The sequence below is a fragment of the Njordella aestuarii genome (genome assembly GCF_056494165.1).
Map to the genome: position 1 here is coordinate 868,010 of NZ_CM151397.1, position 22,443 is coordinate 890,452.

Here is a 22,443-nt window from a genome sequence, read left to right on the forward strand (position 1 = left end):
ATTCCATTTTAGGTTAGAAGAAAACGAACATGAGCCAATTCCGAATTGAAACCGACTCCATGGGCGAAGTCAAAGTCCCTTCTCAAGCATACTACGGTGCTCAGACTCAGCGAGCCGTCGAAAACTTTCCAATTTCCGGTTGGCACCTGCGAGCAGCAATGATCCGAGCAATGGGAAGTGTAAAGCTTGCTTGCGGAGTTGCGAATCGCGATCTCGGCAAACTTACTGATTCTGGCAAGAACCGCTTGAGTGCCGACCAAGTGAAAGCGATGTTGGATGCAGCTCAGGAAGTTGTCGATGGAAAGTTTGATAGCGAATTTCCTATCGACGTTTTCCAGACCGGCTCGGGCACGTCCAGCAACATGAACGTGAACGAAGTCATCTCGAATCGAGCGATCGAACTGCTTGGAGGTGACCGATTTTCAAAGTCAAAACCGGTTCATCCTAACGACCACGTGAACATGGGGCAGAGTACCAACGATACGTTCCCAACAGCCATTCATGTTGCGACGGCTTTTGAAATTAAGAACAGGTTGATCCCCGCACTGAAAGCGTTCCATCAAGATCTTGCTGGGAAAGCCAAGGCTTGGGACAAGATCATCAAAATCGGTCGCACGCATTTGATGGATGCTACGCCCCTGCGGTTGGGGCAGGAATTTGGCGGGTTCGCCAGGCAGATCGAACTTTCAATCGTGCGCGCGCAGCAAGCGATGAACGCTGTTCTCGAGTTGCCGGTCGGCGGTACGGCGGTTGGCAGTGGTATCAACACACATCCTGAATTTGGTGCGAGAGTCGCCGCCAGTTTGGCGAATCAGACGGGCATACCATTTGTTGAAGCGGTCGATCACTTTGAAGCAAACTCGCAACGAGACGGTCTGGTCGAATGCCATAGTCAGCTTAAAACGATCGCGACGACCCTATTTAATGTCGCTAATAGCATTCGCTGGTTAGGATCCGGCCCACGTTGTGGTTTCTTTGAAGTCATTTTGCCGGACCGACAACCCGGCAGCTCGATCATGCCGGGCAAAGTCAACCCGGTGATGTGCGAGTCGATGATGCAGCTGACTGCGCGAGTTGTTGGAAATGATACGACGATCACGTTTTGCGGGGCGGCCGGGGGCAACTTCCAGCTAAACATCATGATGCCCATCATGGGGCACGCAGTCCTGGAGAGTATCGATCTGATGAGCAACGGGGTGAATGCATTCATCGAGTTCTGTATGGACGGCTTGGAAGCCAACGAAGAAGCTTGCGGTGCTGGTGTCGAAAAGAGCCTGTCGATGGTGACAAGTTTGAATCCGCTGATCGGATACGAAAAAGCGAGCGCCCTTGCGAAAGAGGCGTTCAAGACGGGTAAAACGATTCGCGAGCTGTGTACCGAACAAGGCGTTGTCTCACCGGAAGACCTTAAGCGTGCGCTTGACCCAATGAGCATGACCGAGCCGCAAGCGTAAGATCGTGCCTGTCAACTGGCAACGACTCGATTAGTTGTTGAATCAATCAGTTGAGCGTTGCTTGCAACCAGCCTTGGTTTGACTCCATCGATACGACCGAGAGCGGTGGAGCTCCAGCCGGAAGTCGGTCGGTGGGGCGGACGGGTTGCGGGAATAGTTCAGGTTTGAACGCAACGTCAAACTTAGACTTCAGCACGCTTCGCAACGTCACGCCTCGAACGCCGCGTTGGGCTCGGCCAGAAAACTGGATGTCGACATCGCCTTGACGCCGCAGTTGAATGGCACCATTAACTAGTTCCACTTTATAGTCAGCTCGGATAGTTGCATTCTGGTTCAAGACGCTATCGCCCTTCTGAAACTTCGTCGTACGAATCTGAAAACTGACCATGTCATTATCAAATTCGACTTCAACCGGATGATAAACCGCGAGGGTGATTTCCCAAGGTTCTTCGTTTCGTTCTTTAAGCAACTCGTCCGAAGCCTGTGCGCCGAACTGTTTTGCAAAGCTTACGAGATCTTTATTGCGAATAACTCTGCCCGACAAGATTGGGTCGAGGTAATTGATCAGCATTGATTGGTGAATTTGCGCCGTGATTCCCTCCGTCGGAACAATCAGTGGGCAGGAGCCTTCGGCTGCTAACTGCTCGCTATCTTGCGAACTCCAGAGCAGGGCCAAAAAGTGAGGAGACGACCAAGTCTTTCTTTCAGGACGTTTGACTCCCAAGCGAGTAAGAGCGGGAAGTTGTGGTGGAGCAAGTTTGCCGTTCGATTCGGAAATCTGTTCCGCCAGCTGTGTGTGGAACTGAGACGAGAGGCGTCCCTCAAGCCTTGATTGACCGATCGCATCAGCCTGTGGCTTTTGTTCCGCTGCCTTTTTAGTTGCAATTTTCCGAACTATACGAAAACGGTGCTGGATTGAGTTGATTTGTGAGTGAAACGTTGAGTCTACACCGGTGTCATTAAGTGTTATTAAGCCGTGATCGGTTAGCTGGATGGTCTCGCATGCAGCCACATTTGCGCTGCTAGATGTGTGCAGTTTTACACCGCGGTTTACGCCCACGTTCGTGCTGGAAAACTGGCCATTCAGCGTTAATCGGATCGTCGCGGCGGAATCGTTGTTTACTAACAGCGGCGTGACTTGTCCATTCAATATGCTCTGTCCAGTTAGTTGTGTTCCGAGAATGTTCTCTCGAACCGGTGTTGGTTGATTGACCGGACGACTGAAAGCTCTTTGCAAAAACTGTGAGCTTACGAGGACGCGCGCTGTGGGCTTGCGATACTGGGACTTGATGAGGTTCAAGAACTCGGGCGCTTGTCGAGAAGATTTTAGAAAGCCTGCGATTAAACCGAGGTCGCGCTGCTTTTCCAGAAGCGACATTTCGTCTTCTTTTTCCATGACTTTGGCAAGAGCGGCAAGCCGTGCATCCAGCGACTTGATTGTCTCTTCTGGTTCCTTGCCAAATCGAAGCGAATCGATGTAGTCAATAAGGTCCGTTCGGAACTGAGTTACGACGCTCAGTTCCAAGCCTTGGTAATTCTGCCGAGTGTTTTTTTCAATCTGCGTTAATTCATGCGTCAGCGGAACTGGCTTATCTAGTTCAGTTTGCAACGCGTCGATCTGCAAAAACTTGAGCCAGTCAGCTTGGCGTTGCGGACCGCCCTGGGCAAAAAAGTTTTTCAAATTTGAAATCGATGCTTCAAGCTTTTGTCGGGCAATGTCCGGTTTGGGAAGTGTTTCCTTGTTTAGCGACCGACGTGCGTTTTCAATCGCAGTCGTCCAGTTGAAGGGGGCCATGGAAACAGCCGGATATGTAGTTTGGCTGTAACTGTTGTATGGGGATGGAGTTGCTGCGGACGGATAATTGGCAGCACCGTTCTCGTATGGCAATATGACTGTCGAAGTTGCCGGTGGAACTACAACCGCGGACTGGCCGCGCGCGAGTTGTGGCGAGCCAACTTCTTCAAGAAAGTTAGACGCAGCCGATACGAACAGCAAGCCACACGTGATTTTCAACAACTGCTTGTGAAGCATTGGGAACTAAGCTTTCAGAGCTTGGGAAGCACAGCTGCACCTCGACGGCAATTTGCCGCTGTTACAGCGGAAAGAATAGTCATTCGAAACCGCCCTATCATCCTGATTCCCGTTTCGAAAGGTTTCATCAGCTAAGGCGTCTCCGTCCGACAAAGTTGACGACATTCTAACGGGCACCTTCGAAGTAAAAAGCCCCTAGGTTTCCTAAATTGCCAGTCAGTCGCCTGTACGATCAATTTGATTGGGCTTTTTAATCAGGCGTCTCGGGAAGCCACGCATTTGATGAAATGCTATCTAAAAACAGGTTAGTTGGTAGGTTGCCTCCATGCGCACGCGATTCAAGGAAATGCATCAAATAGCCAGCTGTGTTGACGAATGCAACGGTATCACCGACTGCGATGCCGGCTGGAAAGTCGAATTTGCGTTGCAAGACAAGCTCGTCTTCTGTGCAGTACGAGCCTACGAAGAAACCTTGGCCGGGGGCGCTGCGCGGCGAATCGCCGGTAGCTAGCACGATCGGATCGACGCCAAAGTCGCGTTCGGTCGTGCGGCAGTTGGAGCTGTTCATGTTCAGGCCGATCAGCCACGTGCCGCATTTGAGTTGCTTGCGAAACGCGACTTCTGCCAGCGTCATGCCGCAACCGTCAAGCAGCGCACGCCCCGGTTCCGCTCGCAGTTGCAAGCCAGATTTGATCAGAGCTTCGGCCAGCGTGTTGTGCGATGCTGGGTGGGCTGGGGTGTCGAGGACCGCTGCGAGCCAAGTGGGGGCGTCGAGTTGCTGCCAGTAAGGATAAGGTTTTGAGTCATCAAGCCAGTCGGCAGGTGTTGCTGTCGCGTGCGTCGTTTTTAAATAGGCGTGCCACTGGCTTTCGTCGGTAAGGTAACAAATGGGAAAGCCTCCGCCCATATCGATCCACTGCAGGTCGAATCCATGTGAGTTGAGGGTCTCAGTCAAGCTGATTAGCTGAGAAACCGAAGCCACACGATCCTGCGCTGAACCGCCATGAATGTGAAACTGTAAACCGCACAGCGTTGCTAAGTCGTCGGGGGTTCGGAGAATGCTTCTGGCTTTCAAGCAAAAAGTCAGGGCGTCTGCGAGGTCGACGCCGAACCTTGATCGATGTATTGATTTGTTCAACTGAAAGCCGCTGATCCGCACGGCCCAGTAGATTTGCTTGCGAATGTTACGAGAGTTCGCTCGCTGCTGAACTAGGGAGACTTCGTCAAGATTGTCGACGATGATCGTAGCGTTGGCGTCGATCGCCCGATCAATGGCGGCGGATTGTTTTATCGCTGCCGTATAGACAATGCTCTGCCCTTGAAAACCTGCCTGGAGGGCATCTTCAAGCTCCGTCAGGGAGGCGACGTCAATTCCGATATTGCAGCTTTTCGCGACATGAACGTAGGTTCTGCACTTGTTAGCTTTGTGCGCGAAATGAATTTGAAAAGGCAGTTGGCGATCTGCGGCAACTTTCGCGATGGCCGCGACATTGTCTTGCATTGGTTTGGTAGAATGCAGGTGCAACGGCGAACCGAACTGTTGGATCAAATTTGCGAGGCACGCTGGTTTGTCGAGCCAACTTCGCATCCAGGGGTGAATCGCCGGGGTAAGTGGCTGTACTCCGATGCATAGCTGTACGCCATCGCGTTCAAGCGACTGCGCACGAGACTGGTTTGGCGTGTCGGCGCTTATACAATTTAGCTGTGTTAAGGAATTTTTTCTTGGCATAACAATTACAAAATCTCTGTCAACAGCTAGCGGATCGATCTTCGTCATCGTATCATCACGAACTTCTGAAGCCACCCAGATCCGTTCCTTCCAACTGGTAGTGGCTAGTGTTGCAGTCGTTATCAAATTGTCCCATAAAAATTGGTGAGACAGCAATTGATGTTACGAAATAGCTCGACGATTTTGTTGTTCTTCTTGGTTTGGTTGCAAGGCGCAATGACGGCTATCAGTGATGAAGGGATGTGGTTGTTTTCCAATCTTCCCTCGCAGCAGCTCCAGCGGAAGTATGATTTCAATTTGACCGAGGCGTGGGCTGAAGATCTGCGGTTGTCTTCGGTTCGATTCAACTCAGGTGGGTCGGCGTCGTTTGTGTCTTCGGATGGTTTGGTGCTGACCAATCATCACGTTGCGGCAGATACTCTATTCAAGCTTTCTAGCGAATCGGCCAATTATTACGAGTCGGGGTTTCTCGCAAAGACTCAAAGTGATGAATTAAAGGCTCCTGATCTAGAGCTGAATCAATTGGTATCCATTGAAGACGTGACGCAACGCGTGAATGATGCTGTTGGATCGGGGCAGGCGTCGGTTGAAGCTGCAACGGCAAGACGCGCAGCTATTGCAGAAATTGAAGCGGAAAGTAACCAAGCAACTGGGTTGCGTTCAAACGTTGTGACATTGTACGGCGGTGGAGCATACCATCTTTATCGTTTCAAAAAGTATACCGACGTGAGGTTGGTCTGGGCGCCGGAAGCTGAAGCTGCTTTTTTTGGTGGCGATGCTGACAATTTTGAGTACCCACGGTACTGTCTAGACGTTACTTTGTTTCGCGTTTACGAAGACGGCAAGCCCGCCGCAATCAAGAATTTTCTTAGGATGGATCCGCTAGGTGCCACGGATGGCGATTTAGTATTTGTCTCGGGAAATCCTGGCCGCACGCGTCGGATTTACACAGTTGACGCTCTTGCGTATCAACGTGACATCGCGATGCCCAAAACGTTAGATCTGCTGCGGCGCAAAGAAATTCTGTTGCAGCAATATGCTTTGAATGGTCCAGAGCAAGATCGCCGCAGTCGCGATGATCTGTTCGGAATTCAAAATTCCCGCAAGGCTTATTCGGGTATGTTAAGCGGTTTGCAAGATCCTGCGTTCTTTGAACAAAAACGTTCAAGCGAAGCAGAGCTTCGGGCTCAAGTGCAGCAAAATGATAAGCTTGCGAGTCTCGATTCCGCATGGCAAGAGATCGAAACTGCAGTGCAGCAGCGACGAGAGTTGGTCGGCCAGAATGGTTCCTTGCGCAGCCGTTTGTATGGTCTTGCGGAAACCTTGGTGATGTTGGTAGAGGAAGATGCGAAACCAAATACGGAGCGGTTGGAAGAGTATCGCGACAGCAATCGGGAGTCGCTGTTGCAAGAGCTTTACTCACCAGCACCGCTGTATGAAGATCTGGAACGCGTCGAGTTGGCGGATGAGCTCGCACGCATGATTGATGACCGCGGAGGAGATGACCCGTTGGTCCATACGTTGCTTGCCGGTAAATCGCCTCATGAGCGGGCTGCGGAATTGGTCGCTGGTACGCGATTGTTTGATGTAGATGCCCGAAAAGAGTTGGTTGCGGCTGGCGTCAACGCCGTACATCAATCGAGCGACTCGATGGTGCAGCTAGCGATGTTGCTCACGCCAGAGTATCGCCGCTTAGAAGAAATCACCAAGTCGATTGCCGAGACGGAAAAACAAGCCTATGCGAAAATTGCAGAAGCAAAATTTGCCATCGAAGGCGACACCGTTTATCCAGATGCGACGTTCACTTTGCGGCTCGCTTTTGGGCAAGTTCTTGGTTATGAACTCGATGGCGAGATGATTCCTCCGCATACGACGATGGGGGAAGCGTTTGAGCATGAACTGAAGCACGGTCAGGCAAAACCGTGGGTGCTTCCCAAGAGTTGGCATGAGGCCAAGTCAGAGCTGGACGGTACGACGCCAATGAATTTTGTTTGTACCGCCGATATTATTGGCGGTAACAGCGGCTCGCCTGTCGTCAGCCGCGAAGGCGCGCTTGTAGGTGTCATTTTCGACGGAAATATTCAGTCCGTTACGGCAGACTACTACTATTCCGACAATAAAGCCCGCGCAGTCGCCGTTCACATCGCTGCGGTTCTCGAAGCGCTCCGCAAGATTTACGGTGCAGAAGATTTAGCTTCGCAGCTAGGTAAGTGAAGCTAAATGCCATAGAGCTTCGTCATAAGAACGATCCACCGTAGTTTGGGACCGTTGTTCCGAGACCTGACGGGACAATGGTCTCAAGCTGCGGGTATTTTCTCATCGATTGCTTGCCTGATCGTGCGATGTTGCACTATCGATACAGCGGCTGTTTGTCTCGCTCAATTGTGGATCCCTTTGTTTTTTAAACAATGGGGCAAGGGCTGTGTTTGGATGGTGTGGACGTTACAATGGCCGCAACCTTTCAGTTCTCGAAAGCACGGCCGATCCGAACAACGCTATAGTTTTCCATGATCAAAAAGCTAGTAATGGAAGACTTCCGCGAGTTGTCAGGCAAAGTAACCCTTGCCGATATTCTTCCCAATTATTCTGCGCCGGCGAATCGCTTTGACGAGCTTACCAACCTGGACCATGACTCGTTTGTAGCTTGGCTCCATTTGTTGACTGAATCGGAAGCGTTGGATTGCGTTCGATGCGACGTTGATCAAATTTTTTCACTTGGGACATGCATTACTGAACGTTGGCGACGTGTGAAGCACTGGCTTCAAGAACACAACACGTCGCTATCGAATCGTTCAACTTTGCCGGCGCATCGGACCTGGGAGCTAGACCCAATCCCGTTGGTGATTGTAGAGCATCAGTGGAAAGCCCTGGCGGCAGGCATTTCCCAGCGAGCCAAGCTTCTCGACGAAATCACGCGGGATCTTTACGGTCCACAGCGGCTGCTTGCCGATGGCAGTGTGCCATTGGAGTTGGTTTATGGATCGTCGTCTTACATACCTTCGATGCAGGCGACGATTCGCGCCGGCGAGCCTGCGATTTACCTGTACGGGGTGCAGTTATGTCGGAATCGAGAGGGGCAGTGGCAGGCGCTCGCGGATCGTACTCAAGGGCCCAGCGGGTGCGGATACACGGTTGAAAACAGGATTGCACTTTCGCGTGTGTTATCTGAAGAGTTCCGTGATTTTCATGTGCAGCGTTCTGCTGGTTTTTTTGCGACATTGCGTGACACGATTGCTGCATACGCAAACATGCGGCAGCCTGAAGCGAATACGATTCTATTAAGTCCCGGCGTACGTAGCGAGACTTTTTTCGAAGACGCGTACTTAGCCCGATACCTTGGCTATACTCTCGCGCAAACCGAGGATTTGACTGTCCGGGGTGGAGAGGTTTTTCAAAAGACTCTGAGTGGTCTAGTTCGCGTGCAATCGATTTTAAGACGTGTTCAGGATGACAAGTGCGATCCGTTGGAATTCGCTTCGAATGCAGGTGTGCCAGGTTTGTGTCAAGCTGTGCGTGACGGAACGGTCGCGATTGCGAATCCGATTGGATGCGGGTGGGCGGAAATGCCTGCGGTGGCGGCCCTTTTGCCCGATCTGTGCAGGCGAGTGTTAGGGGAAGAGTTGATTTTGCCATCTATTCCAATGCACTGGTGTGGCAAGCCTGAGGAGCTTCGATACGTGCGCGACAATATCGATGGCCTCGAGATTCGTGACGCATTGCAGCGTAGTGAATTTTCTGAAACTTCGACCATTGCAAGCCGATCGCGAGAGGAGCGTGACGAACTTCTTCGCAAAATAGAACGCGATCCATGGAAGTTTGTCGCAATCGAACCGATTGAATTTTCGACAGCACCGGTATGGCATAACGATCGCATTGAGCCGTGGCCGATGGTGATGCGAGCGTTTGCAACGCTAGCCGAAGAAGAGTATGCCGTTCTCGATGGAGGCATCGCGAGGCTTGGTCCGATCGGGACGGTGCTGGGAGAAAGTCTGGGGACTGGGGAACTGAGCAAGGATGTGTGGGTGTTGGGGAGCGAGCCGCCGGTCCCGCTTACGCTTCGGCGACCCCCGCAGAAAGCGATTGAGCTGCGAAGAAGCAATTTTGAACTTCCGAGCCGCGTTGCGGAGAATTTATTCTGGCTGGGTCGAAGTACTCAACGCGCTGAATGTATGATTCGCCATGCAAGGACCGTGGCGAACCGTTTGATCGAAGAAACTGACTTGCATCTCGCGCAGTCGTATGCTGCGATTTTCGATGCGATGGACATGTCTCCTGACCGGACATGGCCGTCTCCGCTAGAAACTTCGGGAGATATTCTGCAATTCGTTCGCGAGAGACTGCATGAAACGTTGCTTGATAGCGATAACACTAATTCGCTGTGCAGCGTGTTATGGTCGATTGAATCGAACATGGTGATGGTGCGTGATCGCTTGAGCGTAGACGGATATCAACTTTTGTCGAATCTCGTAGCCTTTCGCGGAAGGAACAAACTGGCGAATCCTGGTGACTTAGGCGATACCTTGTTTGAGCTGAGTGGCATGTTGACGTCGCTGTCCGCATTCTCCGGGATGGTCGCTGAGAATATGACTCGCGGGCCGGGGTGGCTGTTTTTGGACATCGGAGTTCGTATCGAGCGAATCAAGCATCAGCTGCATGTTCTACAATCGTGTTTAATGCACGACTACGCATGGATGACACCAATGCTAGAAGCTGTTCTTGAGATTATGGATAGCTCAATGACTTATCGCTTCCGATACTTGATGAGTGTTGAAATAGATCCCACAATCGATCTACTGCTGGTGGACGAGACTAATCCACGAGCGATAGCGTTTCAGCTATTGCGCTTAGACGAACTCACGGCGGCGCTTCAAGTGATCGATGCCGTGGGGTTGGCTGAACAGCGTGGGTTGATAGCCGACAATCGCGCTGCCATACGATTGATTGATGCCGAGTCGCTTTCGATACTGAATACAAGCTCCAAAGAATTAATGTTGCCCATGATCCCACCGGAAATTATCCGACTCCCCAAGGCTAAAGCTGATGTTGAAACCGACAAAGACGCCCGAAGCATTCGCGAAGTTTTCCCTGGATTACTGTCATCGGATAAGAAACGCTATGCCCTTAAAATGTTGACAGATCGCATAGAATTTACGATCAACGAACTGCACGGTTATCTCTCAAATCGCTTTTTTGTACACACTGCGAGTGTGCAGCGAATTGGCGATAGTCGATGATTGCATCTGTAGTGCATCTTTTTGGGCTGTAGTCATTTTTTGGTAGAGATGAGGGGCGGATCTTTCTCACGATTATGCGTTATCGAGTTTGGCACAAGACGACTTATCGCTATGGAGGACCTGTTTCTCTTTCGCATAATCAAATTCGCGTCCACCCGCGCGCAATGAACTGTCAGCACGTTCTTTCGACCGAAGTAAGCGTCGATCCGATTCCTGTGGCACGCAGGATGTGGGCAGATTCTTTTGGGAATACTGCAGAGTTCTTTTCAATCGAACATCCACATGAGCTAATGAGTGTTACGGCGACCAGTGTCGTGGAACGTTCGCGGCCTTGGAATCCAATGTTCACCGATGATTGGCGAGACATTTCGGCGCGGACCAGACGTGCACAGAAGAGCCTGGATCGCTTCGCATCACAATTTCAGTTCAGTTCCAAATACGCATATCGGACAGATGATGTCATTGACTACGCCGGCGTCTCGTTGAGCCGTTACGCAAACTTAGTCGACGCAGTAACCGATTTAATGCACCGCATTTACGAAGACTTCGAATACAAAGCTGCGTCGACCACGATCGATACAAAACTGGAAGAGCTGTTTGAGAAGCGGCGAGGCGTATGTCAAGACTTTTCACATTTCATGATCGCCTGCCTCCGCAGTTGGGGCGTACCTTCTCGTTACGTCAGCGGCTACATACTAACGCATCCGCCGCCAGGCCAAACGAAAATGGTTGGCAGTGACGCAAGCCATGCTTGGGTTAGTGTTTATGCAGGAAACGGAGACTGGATCGATTTCGATCCCACCAACGATAAACTTGTCCAAGATGAACATATAACGCTTGCTTGGGGACGAGATTTCTCCGACGTTTCTCCAGTTCAAGGCGTTTTAGTTGGCGGCGGTACTACGAAGTTGAGCGTAAGTGTCGATGTCGCGCCGATTGATTAGCTTCCAAACGGACACATATTCATGTCTCTAATTTCAGACTTCAAAGTTCTATACCACTTGGCTCTCAAGCCGATTCGCGGTGCAGATCACGCACAGCGGATGGAAAATTTTTACTCAGGACAGGCCGACGCGTATGACGATTTTCGCAAACGCTTGTTAAAAGGACGCGAAGAGGTCTATCAGCAACTTGCCAATCAGGCTGGTGGAGGCGTGTGGGTTGATATGGGGGGCGGTACCGGCGCAAATTTGGAATTCATGGGGAACTCCATTTCTAAATTTTCCAAGGTGTACGTCGTCGACCTTGCGTCTTCGTTGCTTTCGATTGTGGACAAAAGGAGTCAAGCCAACGGATGGTCCAATGTACAAGCGGTAACGGCAGATGCTACGAAGTGGACTGTGCCTGAAGGCGTGGCGGACGTCGTGACGTTTTCTTATTCACTAACGATGATTCCCGATTGGTTCGCGGCGATCGACAATGCGAAACGCATATTAAAGCCCGGCGGAAAAATTGGAGTGATCGATTTCTATGTCTCGCGCAAGCATCCCGATAGCGATTTGCGCCGTCATGGTTGGTCTACTCGAGCGTTCTGGCCCGTCTGGTTTTCAAACGATAACGTGTTCCCTTCACCGGATCACGTGCCCTACTTGCGGCATCATTTCAATCCAGAACTAATGAACGAGCAGACGAACCGAATGCCATACATGCCGTTTTCGCGAGTCCCCTACTACCAGTTTATAGGGCAGACGAAGGCGTAGTATCCTGCACTCCAGTGCTTTTTCAGGTTGGGCAGCGACGGTCAGGACGCTTCTAGCTTCCTGGTAGCTTTAAGTCTTCGGCGGTCAGAAGTGCGTTGTATTATCTCGTCGGTTACAACGGCTAACAAAAGGGCAGATCCGATAACGATAAATTCATAGCTGTTCGGTATTTGCAGAGCACCGATAGCGAGAAAAAGGGATCGCATAACGGCCGTACCAATGATTACGCCAAAGATTGAGCCGGTGCCGCCGCGCAGCGAACAACCGCCGATAACCGCTGCGGCGATCGCGTACATTTCGTACACGTTACCTAGCTGTGAGGGTTCGACACCATTGAAATCGAATACGAATAAAATGCCTGTAAAACCAGCCAAAAGCGAACATAACACGTAGGCGGATATGACCATGCGGTGTGTTGCGATGCCGCTAAAGCGGACTGCTTGCTCGTTGTTTCCCAATGCAAGTAGGTAGCGTCCCCAAATTGACCGATTCAAGAAAAGCCATGCAATCACGGCCGCGATCATGAGGAACAATCCAGCCACAGGCAGGTTCACCCATTCAAAAAAGGGAAGCTGCTGAGGATTCCCGCTGGCGTCTAAAATGCGTTCGTGAGTTCTTAAATCGGTAGCGTAGATACTCCAGTCGCCGCGCGAGATGTATGCGACTAACGGGACTGGAAAAGAAAAAGCATCGCCTGTAAAGAGCTGCTTAGTCGTTTCCATGGTCGACTCAAATCCCTCGGGCTTATCACCTGTAAGCACACGAGCCAATCCGCGATAGATCATGAGACCGCAGAGGGTGACGACGAACGGTTGGAGTTTACCTTTCGTGATTAATAATCCGTGCAACAAGCCGATGCCGAGACTGCACAGCATAACTAGGGTGATAACGAGCCACATCGGTCGGTGTTCAAACGCTTTGCGTTGCATCTCCATACCTTTGTCGACTTGCAAGTTTGGTTCACGCAAAGTGATATACAAACCGCTTTCGTCGCTGCGAGTCTGATAGACCGTTCCCTCGCTAGGGGCGCCCATGCGATTGGAAAAACTCAATTTATCGTCTCGGTTGGCATTAAACGCATTGGGCGGAAACTGCAGTTCCGTTAGACGGTCATCGATCTCTGCCTTTTGAAAGTCAACGACGCTGGCACGTTCATCGGTGGCGCTCCAGTGTTTGTCCAAGAAGATGAACACTAGGCAACCGCTTAACCCGATTACCGAACCGATCGAAAGATCAATCCCGCCCGTTATGATGACAAACGCGACTCCGATGCTGCAGAAGCCGAACAGACTTGTCCAGCGGATAAGAGACTTGATATTGCTGTCGGACAGGAATGCTGGATTGAGCGTCGCCGTAAAGATCAGCACGAAGATGAGAAGAAAGAGGATACCTAGGTTCTTGAATTGCATGTCGAGCTTCGTTGTTGCGCAAAACGGTTTTACGTATAGATTCAAAATTTAGACCTGTGTTTAGTTGCACAAGTCAAGTTTATGTTGTAGCCGCCGTCATTCCGAACGCCAAATTCATGATCGCGGTTTCGTTGAGTTCGGATCGAGCTAGTTCACCGGTGACTCTGCTTTCGTGCATAACAATCGCACGGTCTGCCATGCCGATAACTTCTTCCATCTCACTGGAAACGAAAAGGACTGCGTCGCCGCTGCTAGCCAGTCGTTCCATGAGGCCGTAGATTTCTTGCTTCGCACCGATGTCTACGCCGCGAGTAGGTTCGTCCAGCAGTAGGACTTTTGGATTGCACAGCAGCCATTTCCCGAAGACAATTTTTTGTTGATTACCCCCGGACAAGTACGCAGCGACTTGTGAGAGCTTCGGCGTTTTGATCTTCAACAATTTGACTTGCGACTCCGCTGCAGATTTGTCAGCGGACAAATTGAGCCAGCCGCGGCGAGCTCGATTGGCAATCGATGGCAATGTTAAGTTTTCTCCGACGTTCATGGCCGTAAGAAGGCCTTGGTGTCGTCGGTCTTCGGGCACTAGAGCGAGACCTGCTGCAACGGCTGCGCTGGGTTCATTCAAGGGTAGCGGGATCCCGTCGACGATCACTTTACCGGAGAGTGCTTGTCTTAGACCCATGATACATTCGAGCAGTTCGGTCCTCCCTGCCCCGACAAGTCCGGCGATGCCGACTATTTCGCCGCCGCGGATGCTTAAGTTGATTGGCTGGCCGCTGCTTCCGGCGACAACGAGACCTTCAACGCGAAGTCGTTCGTCGGAGAGTGGGTGGCTTGTGTGCGGAAAGTAGCGGTTGAGATCGCGGCCGACCATGGCGCGAACCATGCTGTCATGCGTAATCTCTGCACGCGCCAAACTGCCTGCGTTCTCGCCATCACGCAGCACTTCAACGCGGTCAGAAAGTTCGGCGACTTCGGCTAGCCGATGCGAGATATACATCACAGCAACGCCGTCATCTCGAAGTCTACGTATGAGATCGAAGAGGCTTTGCGATTCCTTCGATGACAGGCTGCTTGTTGGTTCGTCCATGATGATCAGGCGAGCCGACGTAGAAAGCGCCTTTGCAATCTCCACCATCTGTTGTTGGCCGATTGAAAGACGTTTGACTGGAGTCGAGGGTGGCAAGTTTAAGCCAACACGCTGAAGCCAGATCGCAGCTTCGCGGTTGATTGCCTTGTCCGAGGTAAAGCTGCCGCGATGTGGTTCGCGTCCAAGGAAGATGTTTTGAGCAATGCTGAGATTATCTGCCAGATTCAACTCTTGATGAATCAGCGCGATTCCAGCAGCAATGCTTTCGGCAGGCGAAGCAAACTGAACCTGTCGTCCGTCCCACGTGACGGTACCGCCATCCGGAATGTAGATGCCGGCAAGGATCTTCATCAGCGTACTTTTACCGGCCCCGTTTTCGCCGATCACGGACAGCACTTCACCTTTGTCAACGTGCATGTTGACGCTGCGAAGTGCCCGTACGCCGGGAAACGTTTTGACGATATTCGTCATCGTCAACAAACGCCGGTCGCTTATAGTTGCAGAATCAGGCATCAAGCGAGCTCGTGTAATTACTGTTGAGATGTCTGAAATGCGACTGGGATGGGTTTATCGGCAAGTTCGTCGATAACACCGCGGCTTCGTTCTTGAGCGTTGGTAACCTCTAGCTTGCCGACGAAGAGCACGACTTTTCCGCCTTCAGGGATCGCTTGTTTGACAAGCTTTCCGGCATCGCGACCAGCCATGTAGTTGTTGGTGCCGATGTAAAATCGTCGATTTGAATTTGGCGAGTCTGCATCTTGGCAGATGACAGGCATCTTTTCAGCGGCTTCGTTGATCATGTTGGTTTGGTTGGAACCGTTGATTGGGCTGATTGCAAGGCCTTGGCCATTGTTGTTGATCAACTGTTCGATCTCGGTCTTTTGTTGTTCAACGGTTGCATTGCTGGGCATGGCCACACGGCACTCGGCGTTGAAAACTTTGTTTGCCTTTTCGACACCTTTTTGACACAGCACCCAGAATGGATCAATGCTATTGGTGATCAGCGCGAGTTTGACGGACGATCCAGATGTTTCATACTGTTGGTCTGCTTCGAGTTCGGGCCCGTTGTCAGCGAGGATCGCTTCTGTTTCTGCTTTGAACTGCTGGATGTTGTCGGCAGTAATAACAGTGTGGGGCACGTAGATCATTTTGCTCTCAGGGATGTTGAGCTCTTGGTCTCGAGCCATGGCAGCCAGGTACTCTACCGATTTGTAGCCAAAGCGATAAGGTTGTTGAGCGACGGTGCCGTAGATCTTACCGTCAGTGATGCCGCTTAGTGTTTCAGACGTTTCATCGAAGCCGACGATCGCAATTTTTCCAACCAAGTTGCGATTCTCAAGGGCCGACAGGATGGCAGGAGGATTGTACGCCCACAGGCCGACCATGCACTTGATATCAGGGTTGGCGATCAGTGCCGATTCTGGATTGGATTTTGCTAAGGCAAGGTCTTTGTTGTCGGTGTTGATGTCGATGACTTCATACTTTCCTACAATGGCAGGCATTGCGTACCCAACACCAGGTATGACGGATCCCGTAGTCGATTGATTTTGCGTGTCGACCGTTTCGGTTTTCGTTCGGCAGCCGTTGGTCACGAGAGCGGTGAAGCAAACGAATAAGAGGAAAGTTCGTTTCATTTCAGCATCAATTGGAAGAAGGGTTTGGAGAAGGAACAAAATCGGGAGGCCGTAAGAGTTGCGTCCCTGTTGGCTTGGTGTGCCTGCTTATTGTAATCAATCCTGGCTGCTTGTTGGTGGGCAGAAAAAGTTTGTTCATCCCAGTTTGACTCGACGCTGCCGCGCGGTCTGCGTTATGATTCAAGTTTGCTCAAGATGTAAATTTCTCGCAACGGATAGAGTCAATCATGCTCGGCGAGCCGCTGAATAGCCCGTACGACGTTCATTTCAAGTTGTTCGGATTCAACATACGAGTGACTTGGTTGTTCTGGGTCGTCGCGGCGGGATTAGGCTACCAATGGGCGTCGGTATATGACGAGATTTACTTTCGGAGCGACCAAGAAACGCCGGGCATGGCGGTCCTTCTCGTTTTCTGGGTAGCAGCCGTGTTTCTGTCGATTCTAATTCATGAGCTCGGCCATGCTTTCGTAATGCGTTACTACAACATTAGCTCGTACGTGGTGCTGTACCATTTCGGCGGCTTGGCAGTTCCTAATACATTTCGTCAGTTTTCGCCCGGAAAAAACAAACGCACCGGCTATGGGCCGGAAGCTCAACTACTTATCTCGCTGGCAGGGCCTGTCGCGCAGATTTTGTTTGCTGTAGCGGTAGGCTTGATTGCATATGTTGCAGGATTCCATTCACCGTTTACGCAGTGGCTACGCAACTACTTTGATGTTGATACATCGCACCTGATGGTTCCGACAAACGCTGCTACGAGAGCGTTGATCGACTTCACGATCCTTCCAAGTGTCTATTGGGCCCTCTTAAATTTGCTTCCAGTACTGCCTTTGGATGGCGGACGGATTTTGCAGCATGCATGGTCGATGTTTCAAGGTCGGAACGCAGTGTACGAAGCCACCGTTGTCAGCATCGTGGTGGCATTTCTCGTTGCGTTCTGGGGACTCAACAACGAAAGCATGATGGGATTGATGTTTTTGATGTTGGGTATTCTCAACTTGCAAAACTTGCGCAGCGGCGTTGGTCCGTTTTGAGCAAGCGTAATTTACCAATGAATTGCAAGGTCGAATCACAAGTCATGCTGTTGTCGATCATAAGTGGGCTCATCGCGTTGTTCGTTTGTGACGTGAACTAGCGACGTTGATTGAGTGAAAACTTAGACCTAACATGAGAGTGCTTCTCTCCCGTGCAATAACTTGAGTCGGTGATTTAAATTGACAGATGATTGATGTCTTTTGGGCCCTGGCAACACACAAGAAACTTCTGTCGACACATGGTTTAGAAAAATATTATGAAAATAGGTAGCAAAAATGTGCGAAAGGATGTTGCATTGGAAGGCTTGTTTCGTACAAATACATCGCTATCAAATGTCAATCTTGTCGTTTGTACCGGTCTGACTTGAATTGAGCGTCTTGAGTTGCCTTGAAGTGACTGACGAACAATGCGGGGAAGGAGCTCAAGCAGCAAGATTTTTTGTTTCCGATCGAGACACTGTTACGTTGAACTGATTCACTGCTTCGAATCGTTCAGCTGGTGTTAAGGTCATCAAAGTTTAGCGGAGGTTTTATCCGTGGCCAAAAAAGGTGGTGCGCCCAAGGGTGCAAAGAAAGCGTCAAAGAAAACTGCTAAGGCAGCTAAGAAGGGCGCAAAGAAAGCTGTAAAGAAGACAGCTAAGAAAGCAGCAGCTAAGAAGGCTGTAAAGAAGACAGCTAAGAAAGCCGCAAAGAAGGGCGTTAAGAAAGCTGCAAAGAAATCAGTAAAGCGAACCGCCACCAAGGGCGGAGCATCGTAATTTAACTAGTGGTGATTTCTAAGGTTCAATTCCTAAGAGATCCGTTAAAATTGAGGCCGTTGAGTTTCTGAAAACAGAAGCTCAGCGGCTTTTTTCATTGGTAAATGTACAGCAAAATGATCTCGAACGCACAAATCCTGCTGACCGGTGGCTCAGGCCTGCTCGGTAACAATATCCTGCGGCGTCTGGTTCGTAGTGGAGCTGACGTGACAACATTGACACGTCAAAGCAATTCGATTCCCGCCTTTGCCGATGTCAACGTTCGAGTGCTTCAAGGCGATATTTCCGACAAAGAAATTGTTCGCCAAGCGGTCGATCGAGCTGACGTTGTGATCCATAGTGCAGCTCACATTCATATGGGTTGGAAGCAACGTCGCGAAGCGATGGAGATCAACCAATGCGGTACGGAGAACCTAGTTCAAGCGGCTATAGAGTATCAAAAGCCGATGATCCACGTGTCGACTGTAAACGTGCTGGCGATGGGGCAGAAGGACGTACCTGCAAGTGAAGATACTCCAGGTGACGGACAGATTCCATCGACGTACGTTGTCAGCAAGAAAGCAGCGGAGAAAATCGTTCGTGATGCGATGCGAACGGGAATTCTCAATGCAACGATTGTCTATCCCGGCTTCATGTTAGGGCCATGGGACTGGAAGCCAAGCAGCGGACGGATGATCGTCGAGCTGGCGAAGAAGTGGGTGCCGATGTCTCCAGCGGGCGGGTGCAGTGTGTGCGATGTTCGGGATGTTGCCGCCGCGATTGCTTCGATAATAGAGCAGCAGAAATTTGGCGAGCGATATATCCTCGCAGGCGACAACGTCCGCTACTTTGATCTGTGGTGTGCCATCTGCGATCAACTGGGAAGACGCAAGCCTCTCACCGTGCTGCGCAAGCCCGGACAGTTTGTCGTGGGCCGCTTTAGCGATCTGTTCTTGAGTCCCGGAGATCGCGAATCTGATACGAATTCGGCTGCCATAGCCATGGGCTCCCAGTTCCACTACTACGATTCAAGCCGCGCGATACAGGATTTAGAGTACCGCATTCGTCCGATGGAAGAAACGGTTCGCGAAGCGGTTGAATGGCTGCGGTCTAATGGGCAGCTTCCACCCGAACAGGTTTGACGCTGCGTCACTCGTTGCGTCACGGGCTCGAGCGATTGAACGGACCTTCAAACGTCGATCGATGTCGACTTCGAGATTTGCTTGAGGAAGTTCTCGATGCTTGCGGTGCGATTGTTGACGTTGGGATTCATCGCGTCCATCACGGCGCGCCCAACCGCTTTGTCCAGGGTTGGTCGGTAGTCGAAAATTGATTTTGCTTCCGACGTGTCATGATGTAGAGCGGCCATCCCCGTCGTGTCCGTGATAGGCCATGGCAGTTCGAACGTCAGCATGTGATAAACGGTAACGGCGAACGAAAAGATATCGACGCGTTGATCGGTTGGCCTGCGGCGGACGATTTCCGGTGCCATGTAAAGTGGCGTACCGGTGCGGTTGCCTTCCTTCATGAATGGCGGCGTTGCGGGCACTGTTAGGCCGAAATCGATCAGCTTGATCGTTTTCATATCTTTGGTGCAGATGTAGTTGCGCGGGCAAATGTCGCGGTGGATATAGCCGCTCTTGTGGACGTAATTGAGCGCTTCAGCCATTTGGCGAATGAGCGGCAACTCTTTGCTGCGAATGCGTTCGTCGCGTTCTGCGATCACAACCTGAAGCCCCGGGCCGTCGATAAACTCCATGACGATGTAAGGCAGGCCTTTGTTGGTCATGCCGTATTCATACGTCTTGGCGATCAACGGATGGACCATTGAAGTGGCGATTTCGCCCTCCAAAGGTTTGTTGAGTCCTTTGAAGCGGCTTTCGAAGAACTTCACTTTCTCGGCGTCACACAGCTTCACGCCAACAATTTCGCCATTCCGATCACGATCCTTTGCGACATAAAAGTTGCTCATCGTGCCCGAAACGGCAGATCGAATTCGCTCGAAACGAGCTTCCACATCGACTGCGGACTTTCGTTGGAACATCTGGCGGAGTTTATCTAGCATCCTTACGGCCTAAATTTCGGAGTTATAATGATCGACTCGGTCGCAACAAAGTTGCAAAACCGCTACCATACAACCTTACCAATCTCACGGTGAGTAGAAATTGCGTAAGCGGTGACTCTACATACCTATTCTATCTCTGAAATTTTAATCGTCCTCCATAGTGGACCAAAACACAAAAACAATAATTGCCTTGGTTCTTGCCTTAGGCTTGATTCTTGTAAATGGTTTTTTTGTTGCAGCAGAGTTTGCTCTCGTCAAACTTCGACTCAGCCGGATCGAACAATTAATTGACGAGAGAAGGATGTTCGCCAAGACGGCCAGGTGGTTAGCCACTAGGTTAGAACAGTCTTTGTCCGCTTGTCAGCTTGGTATCACTATGGCGTCGCTTGCACTTGGGTGGGTGGGCGAGCCTGCATTTTCAAAATTGGTCGAACCGCTCTTGCTGGCTGTAGGTGTTCAATCCGAAGTCATAATTCATACAGTCGGATTTATCGTTGCTTTCGGCGTGATCACTGCACTCCATTTAATTGTTGGCGAGCAAGCTCCTAAGATTTTCGCAATTCGGCAGCCAGAGACGATGTTGCTGATCTGCGCTCCCTTGATGAAGTTCTTCTATCTCGCGAGCTATCCGTTTGTAATTGGTTTGAACAAATCGACATCGGCTTTCCTCCGATTGTTGGGGCTGAACGAAAGCGATGCTCATAGCGCTGCTTTTACTGAACCTGAAATTCGAGCACTTCTATACGAGGCGCAGGTCCAAGGCAACGTCACACGTACTGAACGCGAGTTGATCGACGCAGTATTCGACTTTGACCATATTGTTTGTCGGCGAATCATGGTGCCGCGCAATGATATAGATTTCGTCGATATTAACGAGAATCCTTTAGACGCCCTCGCCTCCATTCGTCGCAGCAAGCATACGCGATACCCTATCTGCGATGGGTCGCTGGACAATATCCTTGGAATACTTCACATCAAAGACTTGGTTGGGCGCACTGTCACAGCCGACTTCGACTGGCGCAGTATTATGCGGCCGCCGAAAAAAGTTCCGGAGAACATGCCGATCAACCGCTTGTTAGGTCATTTTCAAGCGACTCACCAGCATATGGCGTTCGTTGTCGATGAATATGGCACAATCATCGGCGTCGTGACGTTAGAAAATGTTGTCGAAGAAATTGTTGGCAATGTGACTGACGAGTTCGATTCTGAGGATCCTGAAATCGTGCCCGATGGTGAGGGCGTCTTTATCATAGAAGGCACTACTGCGGTTGAAGATGTCGAGACGCGTTTAGGAATTAAGTTTGAGGACGTTGACGTGGACACCTTCGGTGGGCTTCTAATGCACAAAGCGCAACGGTTGTTGGCTGCAGGTGACGAAATCAAACTTGACGGACTGCAAGCCAAAGTGATGTCGGTTGCGGATGACCGTGTTACGAAAGTTCGAATCCAACTGGATAAAGATGGCGTGGCCGACTAGCCACTTCCGTCAAGTCAACAACTTCACGTGTTCCGGTATACCAGTTTCAGATGCCTGCCAGCACTATTCAGCTTCGCGATGTTTCGCTCCGACGAGAATCAACATGGTTGCTGCAGCATGTGGATTTAGAAGTAGGTCAAGGTGTAGACGCTGCTATTTTAGGTCCCAACGGAAGCGGCAAGAGTACGCTGGCAAGAGTCATCATGGGATACTTGTGGCCGTCCCAAGGAAGCGTGCGAGTCCTGAACGAAAAGTTTGGAAGCGTGGATCTAAGTTGGCTGCGCACGCAAATCAAGCTGGTGCAGCCCGGTGGCGGATTTGATTTGGATCCGAACTTGACGTTGCGACAGATCGTACTGACTGGTTTTACGTCGACGATGGTGTTGCGATTTGAACCGAGTGCCGCCCAGCTTGAGAAGGCAGATGCGATGCTCGAAATCGCAGGAATTGCTCGCTTGGCTGATCGCTATTATCGATTTGCAAGTACTGGAGAACGCGTCAGGGCTCAAATTGCTCGCGCACTTGTAACGAAGCCCAGGCTTCTTCTGTTGGATGAACCAACCGCAGGACTAGACATCTTGGGACGCGAGCAGCTGCTCGATCTGATTGCCTCCCTGCGAGAACGAATCAATACGCCCGAGTTGACGATCGTCACCATAACACATCACACCGAAGAACTCTTTGAGGGAACTTCGCAAGTGATTTTGCTAGATGAGGGGCGTGTCGCGGCCTCCGGTGCAATCGAGCAAGTAATCGCTTCCGAAACGCTCAGCCGAGTCTACAAAGTACCCATAAAAGTGCATCGCGAAGGGGGCCGCTTCTTTACCCTGATTCCAAAACGCTAACGA

The 22,443-nt window shown here is 50.9% G+C and carries 16 protein-coding genes and 1 pseudogene; 10 read left to right on the top strand and 7 right to left on the bottom strand.

Annotated elements, in window-relative coordinates:
* The first annotated feature begins 29 nt into the window (after window positions 1-29).
* Window positions 30-1,454 carry a class II fumarate hydratase gene (locus tag SH451x_RS03375; RefSeq protein ID WP_479360972.1) on the top strand — a complete coding sequence of 475 codons (1,425 nt, stop codon included), beginning with the start codon at window positions 30-32 and terminating at the stop codon, window positions 1,452-1,454.
* A 46-nt stretch (window positions 1,455-1,500) separates the two neighbouring features.
* Here the strand turns inward: SH451x_RS03375 and SH451x_RS03380 are convergent, their stop codons facing one another.
* The gene (locus SH451x_RS03380; protein WP_479360974.1) at window positions 1,501-3,486 is read right to left on the bottom strand and encodes a hypothetical protein; all 1,986 of its coding nucleotides are present in this window, start codon (window positions 3,484-3,486) and stop codon (window positions 1,501-1,503) included.
* A gap of 250 nt (window positions 3,487-3,736) precedes the next feature.
* The gene (locus SH451x_RS03385; protein WP_479360976.1) at window positions 3,737-5,290 is read right to left on the bottom strand and encodes a type III PLP-dependent enzyme domain-containing protein; all 1,554 of its coding nucleotides are present in this window, start codon (window positions 5,288-5,290) and stop codon (window positions 3,737-3,739) included.
* Between the two features lie 84 nt (window positions 5,291-5,374).
* On the opposite strand from SH451x_RS03385, the gene SH451x_RS03390 reads away from it, so the two are divergent.
* The 4 genes from SH451x_RS03390 (at window position 5,375) to SH451x_RS03405 (ending at window position 12,149) form a co-directional block, all read left to right on the top strand.
* A complete protein-coding gene (locus SH451x_RS03390) occupies window positions 5,375-7,429 on the top strand; it encodes a S46 family peptidase (protein WP_479360977.1) in 2,055 nt (684 codons plus the stop codon).
* Window positions 7,430-7,722: 293 nt separating this feature from the next.
* The gene (locus SH451x_RS03395; protein WP_479360979.1) at window positions 7,723-10,449 is read left to right on the top strand and encodes a circularly permuted type 2 ATP-grasp protein; all 2,727 of its coding nucleotides are present in this window, start codon (window positions 7,723-7,725) and stop codon (window positions 10,447-10,449) included.
* A gap of 74 nt (window positions 10,450-10,523) precedes the next feature.
* A complete protein-coding gene (locus SH451x_RS03400; RefSeq protein WP_479360980.1) occupies window positions 10,524-11,393 on the top strand; it encodes a transglutaminase family protein in 870 nt (289 codons plus the stop codon).
* Window positions 11,394-11,414: 21 nt separating this feature from the next.
* Window positions 11,415-12,149: a class I SAM-dependent methyltransferase gene (locus tag SH451x_RS03405; RefSeq protein WP_479360981.1), complete on the top strand. Its 735-nt coding sequence runs from the start codon at window positions 11,415-11,417 to the stop codon at window positions 12,147-12,149.
* A gap of 41 nt (window positions 12,150-12,190) precedes the next feature.
* Here SH451x_RS03405 and SH451x_RS03410 read toward each other — a convergent pair whose 3' ends face one another.
* From SH451x_RS03410 to SH451x_RS03425, 4 genes and pseudogenes are all read right to left on the bottom strand, one after another.
* Window positions 12,191-13,558: an ABC transporter permease gene (locus SH451x_RS03410; protein WP_479360983.1), complete on the bottom strand. Its 1,368-nt coding sequence runs from the start codon at window positions 13,556-13,558 to the stop codon at window positions 12,191-12,193.
* Between the two features lie 79 nt (window positions 13,559-13,637).
* Entirely contained in the window at window positions 13,638-14,648 is a 1,011-nt protein-coding gene (locus SH451x_RS03415) for a sugar ABC transporter ATP-binding protein (protein ID WP_479362873.1), read from the bottom strand.
* Window positions 14,643-15,161: pseudogene (locus SH451x_RS03420) on the bottom strand (ATP-binding cassette domain-containing protein); the annotation flags it as partial. The pseudogene SH451x_RS03420 and the gene SH451x_RS03415, both read right to left, overlap by 6 nt.
* A 17-nt stretch (window positions 15,162-15,178) precedes the next feature.
* Window positions 15,179-16,282 (bottom strand): substrate-binding domain-containing protein, encoded by a 1,104-nt coding sequence (locus SH451x_RS03425; protein ID WP_479360985.1) that lies wholly within the window; start codon window positions 16,280-16,282, stop codon window positions 15,179-15,181.
* 227 nt (window positions 16,283-16,509) lie between these two features.
* On the opposite strand from SH451x_RS03425, the gene SH451x_RS03430 reads away from it, so the two are divergent.
* From SH451x_RS03430 to SH451x_RS03440, 3 genes are all read left to right on the top strand, one after another.
* Window positions 16,510-17,316 carry a site-2 protease family protein gene (locus tag SH451x_RS03430; protein WP_479360987.1) on the top strand — a complete coding sequence of 269 codons (807 nt, stop codon included), beginning with the start codon at window positions 16,510-16,512 and terminating at the stop codon, window positions 17,314-17,316.
* Between the two features lie 536 nt (window positions 17,317-17,852).
* The gene (locus SH451x_RS03435) at window positions 17,853-18,074 is read left to right on the top strand and encodes a hypothetical protein (RefSeq protein ID WP_479360989.1); all 222 of its coding nucleotides are present in this window, start codon (window positions 17,853-17,855) and stop codon (window positions 18,072-18,074) included.
* Window positions 18,075-18,190: 116 nt separating this feature from the next.
* On the top strand, window positions 18,191-19,195 hold the full coding sequence (locus tag SH451x_RS03440; RefSeq protein WP_479360990.1) for an NAD-dependent epimerase/dehydratase family protein: 1,005 nt from the start codon (window positions 18,191-18,193) through the stop codon (window positions 19,193-19,195).
* Between the two features lie 47 nt (window positions 19,196-19,242).
* On the opposite strand, the gene SH451x_RS03445 is transcribed toward SH451x_RS03440, so the two are convergent.
* Complete coding sequence (locus SH451x_RS03445; protein ID WP_479360992.1) at window positions 19,243-20,097, bottom strand: serine/threonine-protein kinase; 855 nt, start codon at window positions 20,095-20,097, stop codon at window positions 19,243-19,245.
* Window positions 20,098-20,278: 181 nt separating this feature from the next.
* Between SH451x_RS03445 and SH451x_RS03450 the strand changes: the two genes are divergently transcribed.
* The gene (locus SH451x_RS03450; protein ID WP_479360994.1) at window positions 20,279-21,595 is read left to right on the top strand and encodes a hemolysin family protein; all 1,317 of its coding nucleotides are present in this window, start codon (window positions 20,279-20,281) and stop codon (window positions 21,593-21,595) included.
* Between the two features lie 50 nt (window positions 21,596-21,645).
* Complete coding sequence (locus tag SH451x_RS03455) at window positions 21,646-22,440, top strand: ABC transporter ATP-binding protein (RefSeq protein ID WP_479360996.1); 795 nt, start codon at window positions 21,646-21,648, stop codon at window positions 22,438-22,440.
* Window positions 22,441-22,443 lie beyond the last annotated feature (3 nt).